General features: G+C 46.2%; 27 protein-coding genes. 11 read left to right on the plus strand and 16 right to left on the minus strand.

Features of this window, described 5'->3' with window-relative positions:
- Positions 1-41: 41 nt before the first annotated feature.
- From trmL to AB4263_RS14465, 4 genes are all read right to left on the minus strand, one after another.
- Positions 42-521 carry a tRNA (uridine(34)/cytosine(34)/5-carboxymethylaminomethyluridine(34)-2'-O)-methyltransferase TrmL gene (trmL, locus tag AB4263_RS14450; RefSeq protein ID WP_009844716.1) on the minus strand — a complete coding sequence of 160 codons (480 nt, stop codon included), beginning with the start codon at positions 519-521 and terminating at the stop codon, positions 42-44.
- Positions 522-604: 83 nt separating this feature from the next.
- Complete coding sequence (locus AB4263_RS14455) at positions 605-1,222, minus strand: superoxide dismutase (RefSeq protein WP_372098413.1); 618 nt, start codon at positions 1,220-1,222, stop codon at positions 605-607.
- Between the two features lie 76 nt (positions 1,223-1,298).
- The gene (gene cpxA / locus AB4263_RS14460) at positions 1,299-2,678 is read right to left on the minus strand and encodes an envelope stress sensor histidine kinase CpxA (RefSeq protein ID WP_017061164.1); all 1,380 of its coding nucleotides are present in this window, start codon (positions 2,676-2,678) and stop codon (positions 1,299-1,301) included.
- On the minus strand, positions 2,678-3,367 hold the full coding sequence (locus AB4263_RS14465) for a response regulator (RefSeq protein WP_017061163.1): 690 nt from the start codon (positions 3,365-3,367) through the stop codon (positions 2,678-2,680). The genes cpxA and AB4263_RS14465 overlap by 1 nt, the downstream gene beginning before the upstream one ends.
- Before the next feature lie 187 nt (positions 3,368-3,554).
- On the opposite strand from AB4263_RS14465, the gene AB4263_RS14470 reads away from it, so the two are divergent.
- The 3 genes from AB4263_RS14470 (at position 3,555) to pfkA (ending at position 6,417) form a co-directional block, all read left to right on the plus strand.
- Positions 3,555-4,064 carry a CpxP family protein gene (locus AB4263_RS14470; protein ID WP_229647415.1) on the plus strand — a complete coding sequence of 170 codons (510 nt, stop codon included), beginning with the start codon at positions 3,555-3,557 and terminating at the stop codon, positions 4,062-4,064.
- A gap of 164 nt (positions 4,065-4,228) precedes the next feature.
- Entirely contained in the window at positions 4,229-5,137 is a 909-nt protein-coding gene (gene fieF / locus AB4263_RS14475) for a CDF family cation-efflux transporter FieF (protein WP_029235400.1), read from the plus strand.
- A 317-nt stretch (positions 5,138-5,454) separates the two neighbouring features.
- On the plus strand, positions 5,455-6,417 hold the full coding sequence (pfkA, locus tag AB4263_RS14480; RefSeq protein WP_017061160.1) for a 6-phosphofructokinase: 963 nt from the start codon (positions 5,455-5,457) through the stop codon (positions 6,415-6,417).
- A 149-nt stretch (positions 6,418-6,566) separates the two neighbouring features.
- Here the strand turns inward: pfkA and tpiA are convergent, their stop codons facing one another.
- Positions 6,567-7,337, minus strand: coding sequence for a triose-phosphate isomerase (gene tpiA, locus AB4263_RS14485; RefSeq protein ID WP_017061158.1), 771 nt, complete (start codon positions 7,335-7,337; stop codon positions 6,567-6,569).
- Between the two features lie 249 nt (positions 7,338-7,586).
- Here tpiA and AB4263_RS14490 point away from each other — a divergent pair, with 249 nt between their 5' ends.
- Together AB4263_RS14490 and AB4263_RS14495 are read left to right on the plus strand one after the other, a co-directional pair.
- Positions 7,587-7,934: a 5-carboxymethyl-2-hydroxymuconate Delta-isomerase gene (locus AB4263_RS14490; RefSeq protein ID WP_017061157.1), complete on the plus strand. Its 348-nt coding sequence runs from the start codon at positions 7,587-7,589 to the stop codon at positions 7,932-7,934.
- 45 nt (positions 7,935-7,979) lie between these two features.
- Complete coding sequence (locus AB4263_RS14495) at positions 7,980-8,408, plus strand: DUF805 domain-containing protein (protein ID WP_372098414.1); 429 nt, start codon at positions 7,980-7,982, stop codon at positions 8,406-8,408.
- A 61-nt stretch (positions 8,409-8,469) separates the two neighbouring features.
- On the opposite strand, the gene AB4263_RS14500 is transcribed toward AB4263_RS14495, so the two are convergent.
- The 3 genes from AB4263_RS14500 to glpX form a co-directional block, all read right to left on the minus strand.
- On the minus strand, positions 8,470-8,817 hold the full coding sequence (locus tag AB4263_RS14500) for a DUF3135 domain-containing protein (RefSeq protein ID WP_017061155.1): 348 nt from the start codon (positions 8,815-8,817) through the stop codon (positions 8,470-8,472).
- 122 nt (positions 8,818-8,939) lie between these two features.
- Positions 8,940-9,560, minus strand: coding sequence for a metalloregulator ArsR/SmtB family transcription factor (locus tag AB4263_RS14505; protein WP_017063674.1), 621 nt, complete (start codon positions 9,558-9,560; stop codon positions 8,940-8,942).
- A gap of 198 nt (positions 9,561-9,758) precedes the next feature.
- Positions 9,759-10,766, minus strand: a complete 1,008-nt coding sequence (glpX, locus tag AB4263_RS14510) for a class II fructose-bisphosphatase (RefSeq protein WP_017061153.1) — start codon at positions 10,764-10,766, stop codon at positions 9,759-9,761.
- A 324-nt stretch (positions 10,767-11,090) separates the two neighbouring features.
- Between glpX and zapB the strand changes: the two genes are divergently transcribed.
- Entirely contained in the window at positions 11,091-11,333 is a 243-nt protein-coding gene (zapB, locus tag AB4263_RS14515; protein WP_008219652.1) for a cell division protein ZapB, read from the plus strand.
- 97 nt (positions 11,334-11,430) lie between these two features.
- Here zapB and rraA read toward each other — a convergent pair whose 3' ends face one another.
- The 4 genes from rraA to hslV form a co-directional block, all read right to left on the minus strand.
- Positions 11,431-11,949 (minus strand): ribonuclease E activity regulator RraA, encoded by a 519-nt coding sequence (gene rraA / locus AB4263_RS14520; protein ID WP_017061152.1) that lies wholly within the window; start codon positions 11,947-11,949, stop codon positions 11,431-11,433.
- Positions 11,950-12,022: 73 nt separating this feature from the next.
- Complete coding sequence (locus AB4263_RS14525; RefSeq protein ID WP_017061151.1) at positions 12,023-12,940, minus strand: 1,4-dihydroxy-2-naphthoate polyprenyltransferase; 918 nt, start codon at positions 12,938-12,940, stop codon at positions 12,023-12,025.
- A gap of 155 nt (positions 12,941-13,095) precedes the next feature.
- Positions 13,096-14,436, minus strand: a complete 1,341-nt coding sequence (gene hslU, locus AB4263_RS14530; protein ID WP_017061150.1) for an HslU--HslV peptidase ATPase subunit — start codon at positions 14,434-14,436, stop codon at positions 13,096-13,098.
- 58 nt (positions 14,437-14,494) lie between these two features.
- Positions 14,495-15,043 (minus strand): ATP-dependent protease subunit HslV, encoded by a 549-nt coding sequence (gene hslV / locus AB4263_RS14535; RefSeq protein WP_004729692.1) that lies wholly within the window; start codon positions 15,041-15,043, stop codon positions 14,495-14,497.
- A 298-nt stretch (positions 15,044-15,341) separates the two neighbouring features.
- Between hslV and AB4263_RS14540 the strand changes: the two genes are divergently transcribed.
- Complete coding sequence (locus tag AB4263_RS14540; RefSeq protein WP_017061149.1) at positions 15,342-15,602, plus strand: hypothetical protein; 261 nt, start codon at positions 15,342-15,344, stop codon at positions 15,600-15,602.
- A gap of 108 nt (positions 15,603-15,710) precedes the next feature.
- Here the strand turns inward: AB4263_RS14540 and AB4263_RS14545 are convergent, their stop codons facing one another.
- From AB4263_RS14545 to priA, 3 genes are all read right to left on the minus strand, one after another.
- A complete protein-coding gene (locus AB4263_RS14545; RefSeq protein ID WP_372050884.1) occupies positions 15,711-16,250 on the minus strand; it encodes an SPOR domain-containing protein in 540 nt (179 codons plus the stop codon).
- 122 nt (positions 16,251-16,372) lie between these two features.
- Complete coding sequence (gene cytR / locus AB4263_RS14550; RefSeq protein ID WP_372098415.1) at positions 16,373-17,377, minus strand: DNA-binding transcriptional regulator CytR; 1,005 nt, start codon at positions 17,375-17,377, stop codon at positions 16,373-16,375.
- Positions 17,378-17,617: 240 nt separating this feature from the next.
- Positions 17,618-19,819 carry a primosomal protein N' gene (gene priA, locus AB4263_RS14555; protein WP_372098416.1) on the minus strand — a complete coding sequence of 734 codons (2,202 nt, stop codon included), beginning with the start codon at positions 19,817-19,819 and terminating at the stop codon, positions 17,618-17,620.
- 331 nt (positions 19,820-20,150) lie between these two features.
- Here priA and rpmE point away from each other — a divergent pair, with 331 nt between their 5' ends.
- Positions 20,151-20,369 carry a 50S ribosomal protein L31 gene (gene rpmE, locus AB4263_RS14560; RefSeq protein ID WP_004737142.1) on the plus strand — a complete coding sequence of 73 codons (219 nt, stop codon included), beginning with the start codon at positions 20,151-20,153 and terminating at the stop codon, positions 20,367-20,369.
- A gap of 333 nt (positions 20,370-20,702) precedes the next feature.
- Positions 20,703-21,992 (plus strand): malic enzyme-like NAD(P)-binding protein, encoded by a 1,290-nt coding sequence (locus AB4263_RS14565; RefSeq protein WP_008219668.1) that lies wholly within the window; start codon positions 20,703-20,705, stop codon positions 21,990-21,992.
- A 180-nt stretch (positions 21,993-22,172) separates the two neighbouring features.
- Here AB4263_RS14565 and metJ read toward each other — a convergent pair whose 3' ends face one another.
- The gene (gene metJ / locus AB4263_RS14570; RefSeq protein ID WP_004415993.1) at positions 22,173-22,493 is read right to left on the minus strand and encodes a met regulon transcriptional regulator MetJ; all 321 of its coding nucleotides are present in this window, start codon (positions 22,491-22,493) and stop codon (positions 22,173-22,175) included.
- Positions 22,494-22,701: 208 nt separating this feature from the next.
- Between metJ and AB4263_RS14575 the strand changes: the two genes are divergently transcribed.
- Complete coding sequence (locus AB4263_RS14575; protein ID WP_372083262.1) at positions 22,702-23,883, plus strand: O-succinylhomoserine (thiol)-lyase; 1,182 nt, start codon at positions 22,702-22,704, stop codon at positions 23,881-23,883.
- 2 nt (positions 23,884-23,885) lie between these two features.
- Positions 23,886-26,297: a bifunctional aspartate kinase/homoserine dehydrogenase II gene (locus AB4263_RS14580; RefSeq protein WP_017063682.1), complete on the plus strand. Its 2,412-nt coding sequence runs from the start codon at positions 23,886-23,888 to the stop codon at positions 26,295-26,297.
- Positions 26,298-26,441: the final 144 nt, after the last annotated feature.

The raw sequence follows: 26,441 nt of genomic DNA on the forward strand, positions 1-26,441 counted from the left end.
AGATAACAGATAACAGATAAAAGATAAGCTTGAGTGTTCGGTTATACCGCGCCTTCAAAACCCATTTGTCGCCATGCTTCAAAAGCAATGATTGCCACTGCGTTAGACAGGTTGAGGCTGCGTGCGTCTGGCATCATTGGAATACGAATACGTTGCTCCATTGGCATGCTTTCAATGAACTCAGCAGGCAGGCCGCGAGTCTCAGGGCCAAACATCAGCACATCGCCTTGTTGGAATTTCGCATCAACGTGGTGGCCTGTCGTTTTTGTGGTGCAAGCAAAGATGCGGAAATCACCCTCACGTTCATTCTCTAGATACTCAAGGAAAGCTTCTAGGTTCTTGTGACGCTTAACTCGCGCAAGGTCGTGGTAATCCAATCCAGCACGACGAACCTTCTTCTCTTCAAAATCAAAGCCAAGCGGTTCAATCAGGTGCAGATTTGCGCCGCAGTTAGCACATAGGCGGATGATGTTACCCGTATTGGGTGCAATTTCTGGTTCGTATAGAGCGATATCAAACATGTTGGTTCACAAGAGTAATCAAAGATAGCCCGAGTATACGGTGGCAAGCTGAGTGAGTACAGTTCGCCACCGTCACCATTCGCTTAAGCTTGGTTCGCTAGTGCTTGCGCGTAGTTTTCAGATACGGCATTCCAATTCACCACGTTCCACCATGCATTGATGTAATCAGGACGACGGTTTTGGTAGCTGATGTAGTAGGCGTGTTCCCAAACATCGAGCGCAAGGATCGGTTCGCCATCACTCGCCACGGTATCCATCCACGGATTGTCTTGGTTCGAGGTTGAGATGATCTTCAGTTGCCCTTGCTCTACCACTAGCCAAGCAAAGCCGGAGCCAAAGGTATTGATCGCCGCTTGAGCGAACTGATCTTGGAATGTCTCGAAATCACCGGAGGTACTCTTGATTGCCTCACCAAGCTCGCCCGTAGGTTCACCACCACCGTCTTGCGACATGCAGTTCCAGTACAAGATGTGATTGTAGTAGCCGCCGCCATTGTTACGCACGGCAGGGCTGTGCTGAGATATGTTGGCAAAGATCTCGGTCAGAGATTGCTGTTCTAGCTCGCTGCCAGACACCGCCGCAACAAACTTATCGTAGTAGGTTCTATGGTGCTTGCTGTAATGCACTTCCATTGTCTTAGCGTCAATGTAAGGCTCTAGGGCATCGTAAGCGTAGGGTAAAGCAGGGAAAGTGTGCGACATGGTAAATCCTCCTTAATTAGAGGATTTACCATAATAATAATAACAATCATTATCAACTGTGATCTTTGTGGGGGTATTACACCGGTAAGATAGGCAGAGTGATTTCGAGTTGTAATCCACCGAGCTGGCTGCGGGTTGCGGTGATGGTTCCGCTGTGTTGGCGAATCGCACTTTCAGTAATGGTTAATCCAAGCCCTGTGCCGCCAGAGTTTCTGTCACGCGCTGTTGAGACACGGTAGAAAGGTCTGAAGATAGAATCGAGTTCATCCTCTGGAACACCATCACCATTATCATTGACGCAAATTGTTAGCTGATCTTGAACCACATGGAACTGTACATCCACTTGGTCTTTACCGTAGTAGATGGCATTGCGTGTAATGTTGTCTAGCGCACTCATCAGCAGTTTAGGGTTCCCCGAAATAGAGCGTTCTGGGATCTCCGAGAACGTCAGTTGTTTGCCCATCTGTTCGGCTTCAAACTCTGCGTCTTTTAAGATCTCTTCCCATAGGCTCGAGATAGGCTGAACCTCACGAGTAATATGGCTGTCGACCTGCATACGAGATAGCGTTAGCAGCTCACTGATCATCTGTTCCAAACGCTGTGCTTCGGTATCAATGCGTTCTAACTCTTGGCTCTCGCCTTGTTTACGAATCGCCAGTGCATTGGCCATGCGAAGACGTGTCAGTGGCGAGCGGAGCTCGTGTGAGATATCAGAGAGCAGGCGTTGTTGCCCCGAAATCATCTGGTTTACCGCTTCTACCATCTGGTTAAAGCTTTCACCAGCTTGTCTGAACTCTGAAGTACCTTTTTCGAGTGTTGGATCGACCTCGAATTGACCTTTCGCCACGCGTTGTGCCGCGCGTTCTAGCCTGCGAGCGGGTTGACTCAGTGCCCAAGCTAGCCAAAGCAATAGCGGGGTACTCGCTAGCATAACCGCAAGCAGTAACTGCAGAGGTCTATCAAACAGGCGTAACAAGAACGGAGGTGGTTGAGTCCACTTTATTCCGGCGTACATCAACAACTCTTCACCCGCGAGTTTGATGGGTACTGGACCTGCCACCATGTAGTGTCCGTACAGTTTTTGTTTCGGCACTTCAGGGTTATCTATCGAGGTAACAAAGTTACGAATCGCCTTTAGCTTATAGTCTGAATGCCTTTTCGAGGTAAGGACTGCGCCCTCAAGATCGGTCAGGTAGATGCGAGCGCGAGAATCCTTGCGGCTGCGTGGTGCCTCCAGTTGGAAGACTATCTTGCCCAGATTAGGTTCTTTGGCGTAGCGTTTCTCTGTGATTTTAGCGATACGCTCGAGTTTATCGAGGTGATCTGCGGGCACATCTCGCGCGACTCGAGGGTCTAAATGGGGAAGTGACAGCACCGACAAAAGCACCAGTAACATGGTGAACCAAAAGATAGCAAAGATACGTCCATATAAGCTGGTGATTTTAGGTATACGCATTAATCTTCCTCTACCAATAAGTAGCCACGGCCTCGTAAGGTTTTGATGCGTGATTTGCCGTCAGTGCGCTCAGGAATTTTCTTACGCAGGTTGGAGATGTGCATGTCTATCGCACGGTCAAACGCTGCGAGCCTTTTACCTAATACATCTAGGCTCAATGCTTCTTTGGTGATCACTTGCCCTGGGTTTTGGATAAGGTGACTCAGTAGAGCGAACTCGGTGGTGGTGAGATCGATGAGCTCACCATTGCAGTAGGCTTCTTGTTTACCCGGGAAAACTTCGATGTCTTGATATTGAACTCTATCACTGGCCGCCTTAGGTGCGGTGTTGGTTTGAGTACGACGCAAGATAGCTCGAATACGAGCTAACAACTCTCGGTCACTGAAAGGTTTAGGCAGGTAATCATCCGCGCCAAGTTCAAGACCAATCACACGGTCGATCTCTTCGCCTTTTGCGGTCAGCATCAGCACTGGTGTTTCCCAATTTTCTCTCAGTTTCTTTAGTGTTTCCATGCCATTAAGACGCGGCATCATCACATCCAAAAGAATCAGGTCAATCTCATCATTGATAGCTTCCAGCCCTGCATAGCCATCATTGGCTTCGGAAACAGTGAAGCCCTCAAAGCTCAGAATGTCTTTGAGTAAGCTGGTTAACTCGGTGTCGTCATCAATAAGAAGAATGTTCGCCATTGGGAAGCCTTAATCGGTTATCTACTATTTACAGGTTAATAATACTGCTAATTATTCGTCAACTTTCACTCTTTACGATTCTTTACGCTTTCTAAACGTCACTTTACGAGGGAAAGACTAATCTATATCTAAGCGCTGAGAAACAGACGCAACACATGACTTATTATACCGAATTGAGGCAACAATTATGAAAATGACTAAGAAACTTGTACTAGCAGCTGCGGCACTTCCACTAATGTTAGGTACAGCAAGCGCGTATGCTTACGGTGGTGGTGATAAAGGTGACCACAAAGGTATGCACGACAAGTGTGGCGGTTTCGATAAAAAAGTAATGCGCCAACTAGACCTAACCGACGCTCAAAAAGAACAGTTAAAAGAGATGCGTGAAGCAGACCGTGCTGAGATGAAAGCAAAGCGCGGTGCAAACAAAACGGCAAAAATGGCGCAAATGAAAGCGCATCACGAAAAGGTTCAAGCATTGGTACTTGCTGACAACTTTGACGAAGCAGCAGCAAACGACCTAGCAAGCCAAATGGTTGAGAAGCAAACTGAGCGTCGCGTAGCAATGCTTAAGAAGCAACACCAAATGATGAGCGTACTAACGGCTGAGCAAAAGACTCAACTGAAAGAAATCCAACAAGAGCGCATGACTAAGTGTGCTGACAAAATGGGAAAACGCATGAACAAAGACAAGTAATTCATTGCTTGAAAAATCAGCGTTGAATGAAAGTGTTTAGAAAGAAGCGGCCGAGTGCCGCTTTTTTTGATCCTTAAAAATGAATATTTTACATCATAGCTGTCATATTCAATTGGTGGTTTGCAGGTTATACTTTGTGCTATCAGTCACTTTATAGCCAAGTTATGAAACAAGAATACGCACGTTTAGTTACGCTCGCCGCTTGGGCAGCCACCACCATCGCCACTATTTTATTGATAGTGAAAGTCGCAGCGTGGTGGGTAACAGGTTCTGTGAGTCTGCTGGCTTCCGTCGTGGATTCAATGCTGGATATCGCGGCCTCTGTCGTTAACCTTATCGTGGTTCGTTACTCTCTGCAGCCTGCCGACAAAGAGCACACCTTTGGTCATGGTAAGGCTGAATCTCTCGCTGCATTAGCGCAGGCAATGTTTATTTCAGGCTCTGCATGTTTCCTTATTCTCAATGGTATTGAGCGCTTCTTCCGACCTCATGAACTGAATTCTCCAGAGATTGGTATCTATGTCAGCTTATTTGCGATGGTGATGACCTTCGGTTTGGTTCGATTCCAAAAGCATGTGGTCAACAAAACAGGCAGCCAAGCTATTGCGGCCGACTCTCTGCACTATCAATCAGACCTTTATATGAACGCTGCGATCATGCTGGCACTGGCATTGAGCTGGTTTGGGATTGGTCAGGCGGACTCAGTATTCGCGGTCGGTATCGGTATCTACATTCTGTACAGCGCTTATCAAATGGCGATGGAAGCGGTTCAGTCTCTGCTTGATCATAAGCTGCCAGATGATGAGCTGAAACAGATTAAAGAGACATCATTGAGCGTGGAAGGCGTGTTGGGTGTGCATCAATTACGAACGCGTCGCTCGGGGCCAATACGCTTCATCCAACTGCATCTAGAATTGGAAGATAATATCCCACTTATTGAAGCGCATCGCATTTCTGACGAAGTAGAGGCTAAGCTTATCTCCGTGTTCCCTGATGCTGATGTATTAATTCACCAAGACCCGTATTCGGTCGTATTTGGACCAGAGAAGCAGCAGAAATTCCACTCGTGGTAATGCGTGCTAAAAATCAGCGGGCAAATGGTAAGTGAGTGGCTTTTGAACTAAAGTGAGTAAAAATTATTAACTGTTAGGTGATTCAAAAACCACCTTAGTAACAATTAATGTTGATTCTGATGTGAATCAACAAAGTTATTGAGTAAAACTGTAATACTCTTACAGAAGTAGAAATGTTACATAATTTTACGCGATTTGAGTGCTATTCCTGTTGAGGAAATGTAACATAACGCACAAATATAGATTTAAAATCTTGTTGATATACAATCAGCAAGAACAAGAATTGAATAATAGATTCCCAAAAATCGAGGGTGAGCATGATTAAGAAGATCGGTGTTTTGACCAGTGGTGGTGACGCTCCAGGTATGAACGCAGCAGTTCGCGGCGTTGTTCGTACTGCGTTATCAGTTGGCATTGAAGTTTACGGTATTTACGATGGCTACCAAGGCCTTGTTGAAGACCGTATCGAAAAGCTTGACCGTTCAAGCGTATCTGACGTGATCAACCGTGGTGGTACTTTCTTAGGTTCTGCACGTTTCCCTGAATTTAAAGACGTTGCTGTTCGTGAGAAAGGCATTGAGAACCTTAAGAAGCACGGTATCGAAGCACTTGTTGTTATCGGTGGTGACGGTTCTTACATGGGTGCTAAGAAGCTGACTGAAATGGGTTACCCATGTATCGGTCTTCCAGGCACAATCGATAACGATATCGCGGGTACTGACTACACAATCGGTTACCTAACAGCGCTTAACACTGTTATTGATTCAATTGACCGTCTACGTGACACGTCTTCTTCTCACCAACGTATTTCTATTGTTGAAATCATGGGTCGTCACTGTGGTGACCTTACGCTTATGTCAGCAATCGCGGGTGGTTGTGAGTACATCATTACTCCAGAGACTGGCCTAGATAAAGAACAGCTTATCAGCAACATCCAAGATGGTATTGCGAAAGGTAAGAAGCACGCAATCATCGCTCTAACTGAGCTAATGATGGATGCTAACGAACTGGCTAAAGAGATCGAATCTTCAACAGGTCGTGAAACTCGTGCAACGGTTCTTGGTCACATCCAACGTGGTGGTCGTCCTACTGCATTTGACCGTGTATTGGCTTCTCGTATGGGTAACTACGCTGTTCACCTTCTTCAAGAAGGTCACGGTGGTCGTTGTGTGGGTATCGAGAAAGAAGAACTTGTTCACCACGACATCATCGATTGTATCGAGAACATGCAGAACCCAGACCGTTCTGAGCTGTTCCGCGTTGCAGAAGAGTTGTTCTAAGCCACGCTTAGCGTTCGCTTAAAGAATTTAAAAACCGCTGATTATTCAGCGGTTTTTTTGTGCCTGCCGTTTGGGTTTCAGAAACGACAGGTAATAAAAAAGGCCAACCTAAGTTGACCTTTCATCTAATCTAAACGGTGAGGTTTAAATTAAGCTTTTGCTTCAGCTGCTGCTTTAGCGATAGCTGCGAAGCTTTTCGCGTCTAGAGCTGCGCCGCCAACTAGAGCACCGTCGATGTCTGGTTGTGCGAAGTAAGCTGCTGCGTTTTCTGGCTTAACAGAACCGCCGTATTGGATAACAACTTTCTTAGCAACTTCTTCAGATTTCTCTGCGATGTGTGCACGGATTTGAGCGTGGATGCGTTGTGCATCTTCAGCTGTAGCTGCTTTACCAGTACCGATAGCCCAGATTGGTTCGTAAGCGATGATAGCGCCTTCAAGAGCTTCAACACCTTGAGTGTTGATAACAGCGTCAAGTTGACGAGCACATACTGCAACAGTTTCGCCTGCTTCGTTTTGTGCTTCAGATTCACCGATACAAAGAACTGGAGTTAGGCCGTTCTCTTTTAGGAATGCGAATTTCTTAGCTACGAACTCATCTGATTCGTTGTGGTATTCACGACGCTCAGAGTGACCGATGATGATGTGAGATGCGCCGAACTCTTTAAGCATTGCTGGAGACATGTCGCCAGTGAATGCACCGCTGTTGTTTAGGTCAGAGTTTTGAGCACCTAGGATGATCGCGCTGCCCGCTTCAGTAAGCGTACGCTCTGCTAGATCAACGAAAAGTGCTGGTGGAGCAACTGCTACGTCTACGCCTGTTACGCCTTCAAGTTCAGCGTTAAGACCGTTTAGTAGATCAACAACCATTTCTTTGCTGCCGTTTAGTTTCCAGTTACCCATAACTACAGGATGACGCATAGGAATATCTCCAAAGTATTTAAATAAATCGAATGTAAAAAAGTAAACTTTATTACGAAATAATATAACAGATTAATATCAACAGATCATGACTGTGGTCATGACTTTCTTGGATCTTACTCAATGGTCAGAGTAGATTTTGAGCATATATCAGTGATCCGGCAGACAGAATAATAGCTAACTTCTCGGATTTTTCATCGTTAGTTGTTATTAAGGGACAAACGATTGCGTTAACAACAGGAAGTAACAATGCCGAATCTAGTTCTAGAGTACTCCAATTCAGTGGATGAGCGAGTAAATATCCAAGGCTTACTGGAAGATCTCCACCAAGTCGCTCTCACATGTGGCTTGTTTGATGTGCCATCAGTGAAATCTCGTTCACTGCGTTGCCATAATTGGTTGGTCGGTGATGAGGAAGATAGTGTAGACTTTATTCATATCAGCTTTGAGTTACTTTCGGGACGAACGGAAGAGCAAAAGCGAGAATTGTCACGATCGTTAATGCAGATCCTGCAAGAACAAGCGAGTCATGTAAGAAGCTTAACGGTGAATATTCGTGATATGGATAAAAGTTGCTTTCAAAAAGTAATAAACTAACCATTGCTGCTGACTTTTAGCGGCGTATAAATTTGAGTATTTAAGATGTCGATGAAAGAATTACTGCTCTCTTTCAAGGGGAGAATTGGTCGTAAGACTTACTGGATTTGGAATGTTTTCTACTACATAGCGATTACCGGTTTTGCTTCAGGTATCTCTGTGTTGTTCCCTGCTTACTCTTATATCCTGCTACCAATCATCCTATTGATGCTTGTGATCCCAGACCTTGCGGTAACCGCTAAGCGCTGGCACGACCGCAATAAGTCTAATTACTGGCTACTATTGAATGTGCCATTAGTATTGGGTCGTTTAGCTTCGCCAATGGTTGCAACGACGACAGAGCCGGTATCGCCAATTCATATGGCGGCAACCGTCTCGGCATTAGTGTGTGGTTTCTGGATTCTGATTGAGTGTGGTTTGTTGAAAGGTACAGAAGGCCGTAATGACTACGGCGAAGACCCATGTAAATATTGAACAGCGAACCAATAAGAAGGGGGCATTACGCTCCCTTTTTCTTTTTAGTGCTTTGCTAATTTCAGTACATTTTAGGTTCGGTATTCGGCTTAAAAGGCACGACATTTTCAGGCAGAGATTCTTCAAAGCCGCAGCGCCCTTCGAGTGCATCTTGGAACTTACAGACCTGACAGCGCAGCTCTTGCATGAGTACGACATTGGCGTGGTGTGGGTTTTTACAACGGCTAACCACTAAGTCGATGTGACTTTGCTGCGCACGAAGTCGGTCTTGCATCACGTCTGAAGCCGAACAAATCATCTGTTCGCACATCTCGTGTTTGAATTGATTGAATGCTTTCGGGTCGCTTTTCGCGAGTTGGACAAGTTCATCAAAGGGTGGCAGTTTTTGAGCGGGTTGTGGATGCGCCATCATTACTTCCTTAGCATTAAGCGTGTTTCATATGCTCTAAGCTTAAGAAAGAAATTTGTACAAATTTTAATCTATTTGTATTTTCTCAATATTGAGACGGTATTAGCCGATTACCTTTGCAATCAAAGGGCGGGTGTTAAGGTGTAAGTGCAGCGTCGTTCGCCAGCAATGATGTGCTCTGTACGGCTCACGTGACACTCATCTTTTAGTAACTCAGTAAACACGTTGAGCTCAGATTGGCACAGGCTAGGGCAGCGAGTTGCAGCCTTACAGATAGGGCAGTGGTTCTCAATCAAGATGTAGTGATCATCATGCTCTTGAAGCTCAGCCATGTAGCCTTCGTCTTCACGAAGCTGGGTGAGTTTTTTAAGCTTGCTGATGAGTGAATCACAGCCAGACAGCGCAGTTTGATACTGCTTAAGAGTGTGTTGTTCACGCTCGGCAGCAACCTTAGCCAGCCCTTCTTTACCAAATAGATTCTCGACAGCATCAATCACTTGAATGGTGAGTTCACCATGTCGGTCTGAAAATTGGTTATGACCTTGTTGAGTCAGGGACCAGTGGCGAGTCGGGCGACCCACTTTCACTTTCACATCATGAAACGCAAGAATACCGTCATCTTCCAGGCTTTGCAGATGTTGCCTTGCCCCCATTGTCGTCATGCCAAATTCTTCTGACAGTTGTTTCGCGGTTACCGCGCCTTGACGCTTAATGGTCTGTAAGATTCTGTCGCTTGTTTTCATACTATCCCTACCTAATGAACCTTACTATTATGAGGCAAGGTGTTTATAAAGCAAACCATTTACTATATTGATGATAATTTACTCTATAGATAGCGTTTTACTCTATTAGCTGCCATGGTCAGATTCTGGTGCGCTAATAAAACAAAAGGCTGATACTAGGTATCAGCCTTGGAATATTCTGTTTCACCGAATTTAGGCTTACAGGATATGACCTACTACTTCTGGATCTTTACGCTCTAGGTAGTGGATAGATTTGATGCGGCGAATTGTACGGCAGCGGCCACGGATAAGCAGGGTTTCTGTGGTTGCGATATTACCTTGACGAGAAATACCTTCTAGCAAGTCACCCTTAGTGATGCCTGTTGCTGAGAATACAACGTTGTCGCTGCGTGCCATGTCTTCCATCTTCAATACGATACCCGCCGTTACGCCCATTTCAGCGCAGCGCTCAAGTTCAAGTTCACCGTGCTTGCGGTTCTCTTCTGTGTCGCCTTTCACTTCGTGGCGAGGTAGAAGACGACCGTGCATGTCGCCGTCGAGTGCGCGAATTACCGCCGCCGAGACCACACCTTCAGGTGCGCCGCCGATGCAGTACATGACGTCTACTTCACTGTCTGGCATACAGGTTAAGATAGAAGCCGCAACATCACCGTCTGGCACAGCAAATACACGAACGCCCATTGCTTGCATGTCGGCGATGACTTGATCATGACGAGGCTTAGCAAGCGTGGTTACGACTAGAGTATCAAGTGTTTTACCTAGTGCTTTAGCGATGTTTTCTAGGTTTTCTGTTAGTGGCAGTTCTAGGTCAATCACGCCTTTAGCGCCAGGGCCAACAACCAACTTTTCCATGTACATATCAGGCGCTTTAAGGAAGCTGCCTTTTTCGCCCGCAGCCAATACAGCCAATGCATTTGATTGGCCCATTGCTGTCATGCGTGTCCCTTCAATTGGGTCAACTGCGATGTCGACAGCGTCGCCGCCCACACCTACGTTTTCGCCGATGTATAGCATAGGTGCATCATCGATTTCACCTTCGCCGATAACAATCTCACCGCTAATTTCGGTTTTGTTTAATAGGCTACGCATTACTTCTACAGCAGCGCCATCTGCAGCGTTTTTATCGCCACGGCCAAGCCACTTGTAACCAGCTAGTGCTGCACCTTCTGTGACACGAGAGAATGACATTGCTAAATCGCGTTTCATGCGGACTCCAAAATTTTCAAAGGGGGAATAGAAATTTCGCGGCGAATTTTACCATATCCAAAAGGAAACGTTTGCCTTTTTGTTTTTTGGAGATTGCTCTCGATCAATTCGCAGTGGAAAACAGTTATTATTCATCAAAATAATCGGTTTGCCGTTGTGGCGGTAATCGTTCACGTCAATATTCGGTAAAAAGTGCTGTTTTTTTCATCGAATGGCGCAAAATATCGAATATATTGAGTGTTTATCCTTGCTCTGCTGAGTAGAATGGGGAAATAAGTGGAGTGAACCTTCACCATCAAACGGATAACTTAAAGGTAGGCCAGAATGTCTTTTGAAGTACTAGAGCAGCTAGAAGCAAAAATTCAAACAGCAGTAGATACAATTGCACTTCTTCAAATGGAAGTGGAAGAGCTTAAAGAAGAGAAACAAGCACTAGCAACAGAAGCTGGTGAGCTTAAAGCAAGCCGTCACGAGCTAGAGCAAAAAACTCAGCAAATGCAGGAAGAGCATTCAGCATGGCAAGATCGCATCCGTAACCTTCTTGGTAAAATGGATGAAGTAGAGTAATCGACTCTTCAGATTTAAAAAAACGCCCGCTACTCAGTAGCGGGCGTTTTTGTTTGTGTTCTTATGATTTGTTTTATTATTTGAAGCTGAGTGAGAGTTACTCGACGTCTTCTTCCTCGACATCCAAATCGAGTTCTACATCTAGAGGTTCGGCAGAAAGAATGATGCCAGTGTTGTCTGCGTAGAGGTAATCTTCAGGTAAGAAGGTCACGCTGCCAAAGTTCACTGGAACGTCTAATTCACCGACACCTTCTTGGCTCGCACCAACAGGGATAGAAGCCAAGGCTTGGATACCTAGGTTCATGTCTTCAAGCTCATCGACTTCACGAACGCACCCGTAAACCACAATCCCTTCCCACTCATTGTCTTCGGCAAGTAGGGCTATCTCAGCATCGATCAGCGCTTTACGTAGTGAGCCGCCCCCATCGATTAACAACACACGCCCCAGACCGTCTTGCTCTAGTACAGAGCGAATCAAAGCGTTGTCTTCAAAACACTTTAATGTCGTGATCTGTCCTGCGAAGGATGCACGTCCACCGAAGTTGCTGAACATTGGCTCCACGACATCAACTTGATCCAAATATATGTCGCACAGTGCTGAAGTGTTGTATTCCATTAGTATACCTTTTGAACAATGAGCTTACTTTGAGTATATCGGCGCTTGATCCCTTTGCAATGATTAGTCTCATTTAACTCAATAGAGTTTGAGCTACGACAACCCCTGCAAACAATAGGTTAGTGACCAGTGAGCATTTCACAATCACGGGCATCATTGGTGCAATTTGCGCTGGCTTTTCGGTTTCCCAAACGGCTTTGCCATGCTTGTAAACAATAATAATGCTCAGCAAAAACGGCAGGCTGATCCAGACCGGCTTTTCTTGAATAAGCAGGTAGATAGCGAAAGACGCAAGGGCGAGGCCAAGCAGAGCAAAATGATAGTGTTTGGCTTTGCGTTGTCCTAGGCGAACCGCCATGGTGCGCTTACCACATTCGCTGTCGTTTTCGATATCACGCATGTTGTTGATATTGAGTACCGCAACCGCCATCAAGCCACAGCCCAATGCCGGAAGGAATAGGCTTGGTTCAACATGGCCAGTGTGCAAGAAGTAAGTCCCTGAAACACCTAATAAACCGAAGAAGATAAATACCGATAAGTCGCCAAGGCCAATATAGCCATAAGGCTTATTACCGACGGTATAAGCGATGGCAGCAACAATGGCTAATATGCCTAACGCAATGAAAGATAAGATACTTTCAATCGAGGTTAAGGCATGAAAAATAAGAATCAGCCCAGCGACCATAGTAAACACGATGTTGAGGATGATCGCTTGCTTCATGGTTTTCGCTGTTACCGCGCCAGATTGCATGGCACGTGTTGGCCCCAGACGATTTTCGTTGTCTGTGCCTTTTACGGCGTCGCCATAGTCATTGGCTAGGTTCGATAAAATCTGTAATAGGGTGGCGGTTAAAAATGCCAGTAGGGCTATCGATAAAGAAAACTGACCACCGGCGAACGCTAAACTACTTCCTGTAAGAATAGAGACAAGTGCGAGAGGCAGAGTTTTTGGTCGTGCGGCATCAAGCCAGATCAGTAGAGATTGTTTCATCGTAGGTCTAATTCTTTGTAAGTCTTCGTTTCATACTGTGATTTGAGTATACGCCCATTTTTCGGGTAATAAAAAGCCCACTCGAAAGTGGGCCTTGAATTCGCTTATTAGCTGCTATTTCTTTGAGATAGAGCAATAAGTTAGAGTTTGGTGTGCTACAGGATGAAGCGGCTTAGGTCTTCGTCTTCAACGAATTCGCCAAGTTTCGATGTTACGTAAGCTTCATCAATCACTAGCTTGCTGCCAGCTTTGTCTGTTGCTTCGAATGAAATCTCATCCATTAGACGCTCCATCACTGTGTGTAGACGACGCGCACCGATGTTCTCAGTGGTTTCGTTTACGCGCCATGCTGCGTCCGCAATCTGGTTGATGCCATCTTCAGTGAACTCAATGTTGACATCTTCTGTTTTCATTAGGGCAATGTATTGCTCTGTTAGAGATGCTTTTGGCTCAGTTAGGATGCGTTTGAAGTCATGTGCTGATAGTGCTTCAAGTTCTACGCGGATTGGTAGACGACCTTGTAGCTCAGGGATCAGGTCAGATGGCTTAGCCACTTGGAATGCGCCTGATGTGATAAACAAGATGTGGTCAGTTTTAACCATACCGTGCTTGGTTGATACTGTGCTGCCTTCGATAAGAGGCAGTAGGTCACGCTGAACACCTTCGCGAGATACATCTGGGCCTGAACTGTCGCCACGCTTACAGATTTTGTCGATCTCATCGATGAATACGATGCCGTTGTTTTCAGCGTTGAAGATCGCGTTCTCTTTCAGCTCTTCTTGGTTCACAAGCTTCGCAGCTTCTTCTTCCGTCAGTGCTTTGAATGCGTCTTTGATTTTCATCTTACGCTTTTTCTTGGTGTCGCCCGCTAGGTTTTGGAACATGCCTTGCAGCTGGTTTGTCATCTCTTCCATGCCTGGAGGTGACATGATTTCAACGCCCATTTGCGGTGCGGCTACATCAACTTCAATCTCTTTGTCATCTAGCTTACCTTCACGCAGTTTCTTGCGGAAAATCTGACGAGTGTTTGAAGAGGTTGTGTCTTCAGTTGATTGCTCGTTCTGACCCCAAGCATCACGCGCTGGTGGTAGAAGGGCATCAAGAATGCGTTCTTCAGCTTGTTCTTCAGCGCGGTATTGTACTTTTTCCATCGCTTGTTGGTGCGTCATCTTGATCGCAACGTCCGTTAGATCACGGATGATGGTTTCAACTTCTTTACCAACGTAACCCACTTCGGTGAACTTAGTCGCTTCTACCTTGATGAAAGGCGCGTTTGCTAATTTCGCTAGGCGGCGAGCGATTTCAGTTTTACCTACACCCGTTGGGCCAATCATCAGGATGTTTTTTGGCGATACTTCAACACGTAGGCTTTCTTCAAGCTGCATACGGCGCCAGCGGTTACGAAGAGCGATAGCCACTGAGCGCTTAGCGTTGTCTTGGCCGATAATGTGGCGATTGAGTTCGTGAACAATTTCGCGAGGAGTCATCTCAGACATGGTTTTTCCTTAATTCTTTAATCACTGTTGAATACAACGTTATTGATGGAAGCGGTCGTTACTCTGGCTTTGGCAGCTCAACGGTGCTTTCTAGTTCTTCAATAGTGTGGTGATGGTTGGTGAAGACACAGATGTCGCCTGCAATGTTCAGCGACTTTTCTGCGATTTCACGCGCATCTAAATCAGTATTTTCTAATAGTGCAGTAGCGGCTGCTTGAGCGAAGTTTCCGCCCGAACCGATCGCAATCAGGTCGTTCTCAGGTTGAACTACGTCACCGTTACCTGTGATGATCAGTGAAGCGGTCTCATCCGCTACTGCTAACAGTGCTTCTAACTTACGTAGAGCACGGTCGCTACGCCAATCCTTCGCTAGCTCAACTGCCGCTTTGGTGAGATGGCCTTGGTGCATTTGCAGCTTGCTTTCAAATTTTTCGAATAGCGTGAAAGCATCAGCCGTACCGCCAGCAAAACCGGCCAGTACTTTGTTGTTGTATAGGCGACGTACTTTACGGGCGTTGCCCTTCATTACTGTATTGCCCAGAGATACTTGTCCATCACCCGCGATGACGACTTTATTATTACGACGTACAGATACAATGGTAGTCACGAGTCGACCTCTTTTGATTATTATTTATGGTTACTACTTATATGTGGCTCCACTATCATGAATTCAAGTGCCACATTTAATGGTATGTCATATCAAAAAAACTAAATGTTACCAGTTGTTTCAAACATCCATTGCCTGTTGAGCCTATGTGTGGCAAGGGTTGGTGGGTTAATAGTTTGTGATAAATATAAAAAAAGATAAAACAAATTTCTAACGTGAAATGGTTAACACTTTTTGTTTGATTTATAAGGGATGATGTTCACTAATCAGTGGTATTCACTGCATAAGGAGTAGTGTGATGAATAGTGACAATATCAGTTTTTTTAATAGAGATATGGATCTGGATGAGCTGTCTATACTGCATCATCTGATGTATCAGGAGGCGGGCGAGTGTTCAACAGAACATCTAAAAAACTCGGTCAACGTTTTTCTTAAACGTCCATTTCCTAACGTTTTAGCGCACTTGGATTTTTTTGGTTACATCGAGATAAATAAGGAGCAGGTCTACCTGACTGACTTTGGGCTTGAGTACTACGAACAAGTACCTCAGTTTCGTTAAAACGCACTCTTTTGATTAACATACTGGTATTGCTTGTGCGATGAACTATTGAACGCTTTCAAACAGCAATAGGGGGAATCCTCTTCCCCCTATTATATATTGAGTTGATTAAGCCCCGTCTTTCCAAATAGCGCAAGGTTCAATTTTCGCTCGTTGCAGCTTATGGCGATCGCGTTCTGCGTCACGCTTCAACTTGTATGGCCCTAAAACCACACGGTACCAGCTACTGCCATCTTTCTTGCGGATCTCACTTGAGATACCTTGGAAGGCAATATCCAACTTACGTGCTTCTGCCTGCGACGAGGTTTTGTAAGCGCCACACTGCATGATGTAAGGGATCTTAGAGATCTGTTGCTCTTTGGCTTTTACTTCAATCTCGCGGCTTGGCAGCGTTTCAACGTAGTCCCACTTCTCTTCAGGAGGCGGCGGAATCACTTTCGCTGGTTTTGGCTTAGGTTTTGGTTTGGTTGCCACAGGCGTTGGTGCAGGCGGCTCAGGATCATTACTCAATAGGTAAAGTCCGTAACCAAAACCACCGGCAAGGAGGATCGCCAAAAGACCACTGCGCCAAGGTTTACGGCGAGGGGCTTGTTTTTTGGTCGGTTTTTTCGTGCCACGACCGCGCTTTACATAATCTCTATTAGCCACAAGACAATTCAATAGTTGCTGATTCTGCCCTCATGGTAATCCAGATTGCGCGAGGATAATAGTGCAGAAATGGAAGCGGCACATCAAAATGTGCCGCAGATTTATAAGGGTATTTCTAAGGGTTATATTCGAGGTGGTGCGGTGCTGCCTCTAACGACTAATTTAGCTTCAAGCAGACGCGAACCTGCTTGCACATCGTTGCCTTTTAGTAGGTCTAGCATCATCAACATTGCTTGGCGTCCAATCTCATAACGAGGTTGAGAAATGGTGGTTAGCGGTGGATCGCAGTATTGCGCGAATTGGATATCATCAAAGCCAACAACGGATAGATCTTGAGGCACTCGTAAGCCGAGTTTTTTCGCTTCTTGAATCGCACCAATGGCCATTGCATCGTTATGGCAGAAGATAGCGGTTGGCTGCTCTGGTAGCGCTAACAGTTGACGAACCGCTTGAGCTCCCGCTTCAAACGTAAAATCACCGACGGTGCTGTAGGCTGGATTCATTGACACGCCCGCACGGCGCAGCGCTTGTTGGTAACCTTGCTGACGGAACTTACATAGGGTTGCTGACATTGGGCCGGAGATTTGAGCGATACGCTTATGACCCAATTGAGCTAGGTAGTTCACGGCTTCGAATGCAGAAGTCAGGTTATCGATGTGTACCGTAGGCAGTTCAAGTTCTGGAGCGAACTCACATGCCATTACCATAGGAGGCAGGTTCTTTTGTTCAGACTTACTGACATCGAATGGGTGGTCGGTGCCTAGTAGTAGCATGCCGTCCGCTTGTTTGGTGAAGACGAGGTTAACAAACGAAGACTCACGTTTCTTCTGTTGACCGCTGTCACCCAGTAGAACAAGGTAATCATTTTCGACAGCAGCATCTTCGATACCACGAATGATTTCCGCGAAATACGGGTCACAGATATCAGGAACGATAGTAATGATGGTTTTTGATTCGTTGCGACGTAAATTTCTAGCTAATGTATTAGGTGAGTATCCAGCTTCAAGTACGGCGGTTTCCACTCGTTTGCGAGTCGAAACTGAGACTTTCTCAGGATTCATCAAAGCTCGTGATACGGTAGCCGTTGAGACGCCTGCTAGCTGGGCAACATCCTTCATTGTCGCCATAAATTAAACCCTCTTTTAAGTTCCTTTGTTGCCTAAGTATCTAAGGCGTGAATAATAAATGTAATCGAATAGATATTATGAAAGTGTTGCTAACACTTTTTTTATTGCAATATTTTATTCGTTTCATCTGCGTAAAGTTACGGCTAGATTAACAAAAATCACATGACTCGTGTGAACTTGCTCACGAGAAATATGAAATATTTGTGAACAAACTTATCATTAGTTTTAACCCGAAGGGGTTTAGCTCAAGTCTTGCGGCTCTATATCGAGTGACCAACGAACTTTTTTCGCGGCGGGTAACATATTAATTGCTGGCTTGGCACTCATTAATAGCTTTTGCATTAATGAGCGAGTCTGTGTTTGCAGAATTAACTGCCATCGAGCTTTACCCGCTCGCTTAGCCAATGGTGCAGGAGTTGGCCCTAATACCATGCAATATTGGTCAAACAGTGGATGAGATTCCAGTGTATGACGTACCTGGCGTAAGAACTCTTCCACTAAGCGCGTGTCGTTTGCTTCTGCTCTGAACAGCGTCATAAAGGTGTAAGGCGGCAACATCGCCTGTTTGCGCTCTGCTAAGGCCGTTTGAGCAAAGTGGTGATAGTCTTTATGCAGTAGCGCCTGCAGTAAGCCGTGTTCCGGGTGGTGCGTTTGTAAGATCACCTCACCAGGCTTGCTTGCACGACCTGCGCGACCCGCCACTTGAATGAATAGCTGAGCAAGGCGTTCAGAGGCTCGGAAGTCACTGCTGTATAAAGAGCCATCGACATCCAATAACGCCACGAGTGTCACGTCAGGGAAGTGGTGGCCTTTAGCTAACATCTGGGTTCCGATAAGAATCTGGTATTCACCTTTGCGAATTGATTCAAGCGCGCTCTCTAAGCTGCCTTTACGGCGAGTGCTGTCTCGGTCAATACGAATGGTTTTGTATTCCGGGAATAGCTGACCAAGTTGTGCTTCCAACTGTTCTGTACCCACACCAACCGTTACCAAGTTTGCTGAACCACAGCCTTGGCAGTTATGCACAATATGCTGCTGCGAGCCACAGTGGTGGCAGCGCATTTCATTGCTGTATTGGTGATAGGTGTAGTAGGCGTCGCAGCGCTTACACTCGGCTGTCCAACCGCAATCGTGACACATTAATGCTGGAGAAAAGCCGCGGCGGTTGAGGAACAGCATTACCTGGTTACCTGATTTTAAGTGGCGTTGCATCTCGGCAATGAGTGACGCAGACAAACCACTTTCCAGATATTCGCCTTTCACATCCAACACTTTATTGGTGGTTGGCAACGCGACACCCGCACGTGAAGTCAGAGTCAGGTGACTGTACTTACCTATTTGCGCGTTGTGCAGGGTTTCGAAGGCTGGCGTTGCTGAGCCTAATACTACTGGAATCTGCGCTTTGTGCGCACGCATGATCGCCACATCTCTCGCATGATAGCGCAGGCTATCTTGTTGTTTGTAAGAGGCGTCGTGCTCTTCATCGACAATAATAATGCCCAAATCCGCAAATGGTGTGAACAAAGCCGAACGGGTACCAATCACAATGCCTGCAATCTTATCGCGCGCTGATAGCCAAGCGTTCAGTCGCTCTGAATCGTTTAAACCAGAGTGGATAACCTCTACAGGCACATTAAAGCGTCGCTTAAAGCGGTTAATGGTTTGCGGTGTTAGGCCGATCTCTGGCACAAGCACTAACGCTTGTTTACCTTGGTCAAGAATCGGCTTAATCATATTCAGGTAGACCTCGGTCTTACCTGAACCTGTGACACCTTCGAGAAGGAAGCAACCAAAGTTGTTTTGACTATTTACTGTTGCAATCGCTATGGCTTGCTCTTCATTGAGCTTAGGTTTGTCTTGGTCGTTTTCGAGGTCGGCAGGCCAAGGTTGGCGCTTCGGCTTTATCTCAACCGATTCAATCCAGCCTTTCTCTTCTAGCGTCTTGAGTACGGCGCTAGCCACTTCTTCATCAATGAACTCTTGATGAGGTACGGGACCGTGCTCAAGCATGTGCATCACTTTGGCTTGCTTAACGGCGCGACCAAACCCTTGCATCAGTTGGTCGCGGCCTGATGGCGTTAACTGCCATTCGACGAGTGTTGCGAAGTCTGCTGCTTTGCCTTTGCGTAAAGCACTCGGTAGCGCATTAGCAAAGGTTTCGCCAAGAGGGTACTGATAGAACTGACTGCACCAGGTTAATAGTGAGTAGACAGATTCAGGCCAAACAGGTTGGTTATCCAATAGCGCTTTTATTGGCTTGAGCTTATCTAGCTCGAATTCTGATTCGTTAACCAGAGCCGTGACAATCCCAGTTAAGGTTTGTCGTCCAAAAGGCACAGAGACTCGACCACCAATAATCGGGAATAGGTGGTTTGGAATCTTGTAATCGAACTGCTTGTCGAGTGGAACAGGCAGCGCCACACGGGCAATCATTGGACGCATAAAGGGACGGCTTTATCTGAATTGACGAGAGCGAACAGTCTAAAGGATAAGGCGGTTAAATTCGAGAAGCAGTTTGAATGTGATGTGGCAGAGAAGCGGGTGAGGTTGGGGCCAAGCCAAGAATCACAGTCAGCAAAGGAAATAATGCCGATATTGGCGAAAAATGTATCAAATCAGTTGATCCTACTTCACAGATTCATTACTATACTGCGCCTTAAAGGTATGGCTTCGTCGCGCTTTAGTGATGAGCGGTGTCTTTATTTCTTTTTTAAACTACGTGTGGTGTGCGGCTTAGAATCGTATAGCGACACGGCCTACTTGAGGTTATCCCATGAAAGCTGGAATCCACCCAGAATACAAAGCAGTTACTGCTACTTGTTCTTGCGGCAACACTTTTGAGTTCAACTCAACGCTAGCAAAAGAATCAATCCACCTAGACGTATGTGACAAATGTCACCCGTTCTACACTGGTAAGCAACGTATCGTAGATACAGGCGGCCGTGTTGATCGCTTCAACAAGCGTTTCGGTGCTCTTTCTAGCAAGAAGTAATTCTCGCTATTTAGACATAAAGAGGACACTTCGGTGTCCTTTTTTGTTGCCTGAAATCCGATAAAATACAAACTTTCCCTTCAAGCTTTCACTCTCTTCAACAATAAGCCGCTTAACTGAATATTATCGGGTCATTCTTGGCTTATCGCTCACCACTGTAAATCCGCACGAAAGTTCAACAAGCGATAGTAATTTCAACTGCTCACTGGTCTTATTAGTAGTGAAATCTCGTTTTTTAATGAGACAGAGGCTTTTACCACCTAGGAACTTTGAAGTACATCCATTAACATGAACAAGATCCCCCAAATAATAATATCCTAGGAACCTACACCTATGTCTGAAGACAGCCGCCAAGATCAATCCTCTCAAGAATTATCACCTCAAGAACAATTCCGTCAGCAAGCTCTTGATTATCATGAGTTCCCAATTCCTGGCAAAATTGCCATTGAGCTGACGAAGCCTGCAAACTCTGCAGAAGACCTAGCACTTGCTTACAGCCCAGGCGTGGCTGAACCAGTTCGTGAGATCGCACAGAACGTTGATAACGTTTATAAGTACACAGGTAAAGGCAACATGGTTGCAGTTATCTCTAACGGTACAGCGATTCTTGGCCTAGGTAACCTTGGTCCAATTGCTTCTAAACCAGTAATGGAAGGTAAAGCGCTACTGTTTAAGCGTTTCGCTGGTTTAGATTCTATCGATATTGAAGTAAAACACCGCACAATCGATGAGTTTGTCGATACAGTTGCGAACATCGCAGATACATTCGGCGGTATCAACCTAGAAGACATCAAAGCACCAGACTGTTTTGAAATTGAACGTCGCCTGATTGAGCGTTGTGATGTGCCTGTATTCCACGATGACCAACACGGTACAGCGATCGTAACAGCAGCAGGTATGCTGAACGCGATCGAGCTTCAAGGTAAGAAGCTTGAAGAGTGTAAGATCGTTTGTTTAGGTGCTGGCGCAGCGGCGGTTGCTTGTATGGAGCTACTGATTAAGTGTGGCGCTCAGCGTGAGAAGATCTACATGCTTGACCGTAAAGGTGTGATCCACACTCGTCGTGACGACCTGAATGAATACAAAGAGCTATTCGCAAACAACACAGATAAGCGTACGCTTGAAGATGTTATCGAAGGTGCTGATCTATTCTTGGGCGTATCGGGGCCGAATCTACTGCCTGCTGAAGCACTAACGCTGATGGCTGATAAGCCAGTTGTATTTGCATGTTCAAACCCAGATCCAGAGATCAAGCCAGAGCTTGCTCACGAAGTTCGTTCTGACCTTATTATGGGTACAGGCCGCAGTGATTACCCTAACCAAGTAAACAACGTACTTTGTTTCCCATTCATTTTCCGTGGTGCACTTGATGTGCGTGCAAGCGAAATCAATGACGAAATGAAGCTAGCAGCGGTTAAAGCGATTCGTGAACTGGCGAAAGAAGAAGTGCCAGCGGAAGTATTAAAAGCTGCGGGTGAGACGTCACTTGAGTTCGGTAAGGGTTACATCATTCCTAAGCCAATGGACCCACGTCTACTTCCTCGCGTAGCGAAAGCAGTAGCAGAAGCGGCCGTTGAATCTGGCGTTGCGCGTATCGAGATGCCTGCTAACTACATGGCATAGCAGCATATGGCGTAGTCGCTTGTTATAGCGGTTGCTCCATAGAGCACAAATAATAAAAAACCGACTCATCTGGAGTCGGTTTTTTTATGTCTCTTATTCACAGAACACTGATAAGACGAATCAGTAATGTGAGCATTCAGCTAAAGCGAATCAATATTGAAGGCAGTGACTGAGTTATTGTTATTCTTCGTCAAACGCTTCGAACTCGATGCCCATCTCTGTCATCAGTTTTTTCACTTCAGCAGGAATATCATCTGGGCGGTCTTTACGAAGGTCTTCATCTGTTGGCAGTGGTTGGCCTGTGTACGCATGTAGAAAAGCTTCACACAGTAGCTCACTGTTTGTTGCATGGCGCAGGTTGTTGATCTGGCGGCGAGTACGCTCGTCAGTAAGCACCTTTAGCACTTTTAAAGGGATAGAAACTGTAATCTTCTTTACTTGTTCGCTTTTCTTTCCATGCTCAGCATATGGGCTTATGTATTCACCATTCCAGTCGGCCATTGCGTACCTTCATCACTTTAGTTGTTAGATTAAATTAATAGTGGTGATTTTAGCGGGATTTACCGCCATAAGCAAAGACATATAGACGTCTAGAAGTGTTGACGTCTCACGTTTATGAAAGTAAAGTGAATAACATATATCTAACACAGCCGCAAAATGCCGACAAGCAGCTGTGATTCTCAGACGCAAAACTTGTAAGGAAGCACCTATGAGCAGCCGGAAGCCAGCAACAATCGCAGTACGTACTGGTATCGAGTCAGACACGCAACACCATGCCGTTGTCCCACCCATTTATCTTTCGACTAACTATGGGTTTTCCGCTTTTGGTGAAGTGCCAAAGTACGATTACACCCGTTCTGGTAACCCAAACCGCGGTTTATTAGAGACGGCACTGTTTGAGCTTGAATCAGGCAAAGGCGCGGTTGTGACTAACTGTGGTACTTCGGCGCTTAACTTATGGGTTTCGGCTTTCTTAGGCGGCGATGATCTTATTATTGCACCGCACGATTGCTACGGCGGTACTTACCGTCTGTTTAACACTCGCTCGCTAAAAGGTGACTTCAAAGTTCTGTTCGTTGATCAATCGGATCAAGCAGCGCTGGATGCGGCGCTCGCGCTTAAGCCAAAGTTGATCTTAATTGAAACCCCATCGAATCCACTGGTTCGCGTGGTTGATATTGCAGAAACTTGCCGTAAAGCGAAAGAGGTTGGTGCTCTGGTTGCTGTCGACAACACGTTTTTGACACCTGTGTTCCAAAAGCCTTTAGAGCTGGGTGCTGATTTTGTTATCCACTCAACCACTAAGTACATCAATGGACACTCAGATGTTATTGGTGGCGTTGTGGTCACTAAGACAGAAGAACACGCTGAAGAGTTAGCATGGTGGGGCAACTGTATTGGTGCGACCGGCACACCATTTGATAGCTACATGACTTTACGTGGTATTCGTACGCTAGGTGCGCGTATGCGAGTTCACGAAGAAAGCTCACGTGAAATTCTAGCGTCTCTGCAGCAACAAGATCTTGTTGGCACTATTTACCACCCAAGCCTTCCTGAACATCCGGGTCATGATATCGCGAAGAAACAGCAATCGGGCTTTGGTTCCATGCTCAGTTTTGAGTTTGCGGGCTCATTCGAGGCGCTTAAATACTTTGTTGATAAGTTAGAGCTGTTTTCTTTGGCAGAATCATTGGGCGGTGTTGAAAGCCTGATTTGTCACCCTGCGTCGATGACTCACCGCGCGATGGGTGAAGAAGCCTTAGCAGAAGCGGGTGTTTCTCAGCAACTACTGCGTCTATCTGTTGGCCTTGAAGATGCAGAAGACCTAATCGATGACCTCAAGCAAGCGTTTGAAAGAACACAGCGCTTTATCGCTGAAGGGGAGGGTTAATAATGGCAACCTTTCGCCAGCTACATAAATTTGGTGGCAGCAGTTTAGCGAATCCTGAATGTTACCAACGCGTGGTCAACATTCTTAGAGAATACTCATCAGCATCTGATTTGGTGGTGGTATCGGCAGCAGGCAAAACAACCAACCGTTTGATTGAATTTGTTGAAGCGCTCGACAAAGATGGTCGTATTGCCCATGAATGCCTACAAGCACTTCGTCAGTTCCAACTCGATCTGATTGAAGCACTGCTTGAGGGTGAATCAGCCGCACAACTTACTTCAACCATTCAACAAGAATTTACCGCTTTGGGTGAGCTAACGGCTCCCTTGAGCGAAGCACAAAAAGCAAAAGTGCTTGGACACGGTGAGGTTTGGTCTTCACGTCTACTCGCGGCTTTGTTGTGCCAGCATGATTTACAAGCCGTTGCTCAAGATGCGCGTGCTTTTTTACGTGCAGAAGTGGGCGCTCAGCCTGAAGTCGACCGCGCACGTTCTTACCCTCTGATCAAAGAAGCCTTGGCGCAGCATGCACATTGCCGCGTGGTGATTACGGGCTTTATGGCTCAGAACTGCGAGGGTGAAACGGTATTGCTTGGCCGTAACGGTTCGGATTACTCAGCAACCGTGATTGGTGCTTTGGCTGAAGTTGAACGCGTGACGATTTGGAGTGATGTGGCAGGCGTTTACAGCGCTGACCCTCGTCTGGTTTCAGATGCGTGTCTATTGCCTCTACTTCGCCTTGATGAAGCCAGCGAATTGGCTCGTCTTGCCGCTCCAGTGCTTCACAGCCGAACGCTACAGCCTGTGGCTCAAAGTGCTATGGATCTCAGCTTACGCTGCAGCTATCAGCCGGAGGCGGGCTCTACACAGATCGAGCGTGTACTGGCATCGGGTCGTGGCGCAAAAATCATTACCTCTTTGGATGAAGTGCTTATCGTGCAACTGACCTTTGGTCACGGCCATGATTTCGACCGTCTAGAGAGTGAAGTGCTTGAAGGGCTTAAGCGTGCTCAACTTGAGCCGCTTGCTTATGAGCTTGAACCGGATCAACACTGTTTGCGTCTTGCCTACACAGAAGAGATCGCTGGTGGTGCATTAGAATATCTCCAAGACCATGCGATTGAAGCTGAGATTAAGCTAAAAGAAGGTTTCTCTCTGATTGCTGCAGTGGGTGCGGGTGTGACTAAGAACCCTAATCATTGCTACGGTTTCTACCAGCAGCTTAAGAGCTCGCCGGTTGAGTTCATCTCAGAAGCGAACTCAGGCTTAAGCTTGGTGGCTGTGATTCGTAAGAGTGAAACATCAAGTCTAGTGAAAGGCATTCATTCTCAACTGTTCCAAGCGCAGAAGCGTGTTGCGATTGCCTTGTGTGGTAAGGGCAATATTGGTTCAAGCTGGTTAAGCCTGTTTGCTGAGCAAAAAGCGGAACTTGAAAAGCGCCGTGGAATGAACTTTGAATTGGTTGCCGTGGTTGATAGCCAAACCTATTGGTTCGACGATCAAGGCATTGATGCGACTTCGGTAGGTAAGCGCTTTGACGACGAAGCTATTGCTAACAATGGTAACGACTGGTTAGAGCGTTTGGGCTCTATTCAAGGTTATGACGAAGCAGTGGTTCTGGATGTGACTGCGAGCCCAGTGCTTGCAGCAAAGTATCTGCAAATCGCACAACAAGGTATTCACCTAATCTCGGCGAACAAGGTGGCAGGTTCTGCATCGAGCGAGTATTACCATCAAGTACAAGATGCTTTCGCTAAGATCAGCCGTCATTGGTTGTACAACGCGACAGTGGGTGCTGGATTGCCGATTAACCACACGGTACGTGACCTACGTGAAAGTGGCGATGACATCATTGCGTTGTCTGGCATTTTCTCGGGCACGTTGTCTTGGTTGTTCCAACAGTTTGATGGCACCGTGCCGTTCAGCGAGTTGGTTGACTTAGCATGGCAACAAGGCCTTACGGAACCTGACCCTCGTGCTGACCTAGATGGCTCAGACGTGATGCGTAAGCTGGTGATTCTGGCGCGTGAATCTGGTTTGGATATCGAACCTGAAAACGTAAAAGTGGAATCGCTCGTACCTGCAGAGCTGCAAGATCTATCTGTGGATGACTTCTTCGACAAAGCTTCTGTACTGAGCGAAGAGCTGGCTGAGCGTTTAGAGAAAGCGCACTCTCAACAGAAAGTTCTGCGTTACGTAGCGCGTTTGGAGAAGAACGGTAAGGCAACCGTAGGCGTTGAAGCACTGTCTAAAGAACATGCTCTGGCGAACTTGTTGCCTTGCGACAACATCTTTGCGATTGAGAGCAAATGGTACAAAGATAATCCATTGGTTATTCGTGGCCCAGGTGCCGGTCGTGAAGTAACGGCAGGTGCAATTCAATCTGATTTAAACAGAATGTCTAGCCTGTTCTGATACTCAGATCGGTTGGTTTAGTGTCTAAATGGCATACTATTCACTAAGATAAATAAGGCTGAAAGCACGATGTGTTTTTCAGCCTTTTTTCTACATTATTTCTGCTTTGCGACCCATCTAACGACTTGAGTTTTACTCACGATC

It is taken from the genome of Vibrio sp. 10N.261.55.C5, from assembly GCF_041470505.1.
Lineage (GTDB): Bacteria > Pseudomonadota > Gammaproteobacteria > Enterobacterales > Vibrionaceae > Vibrio > Vibrio crassostreae_C.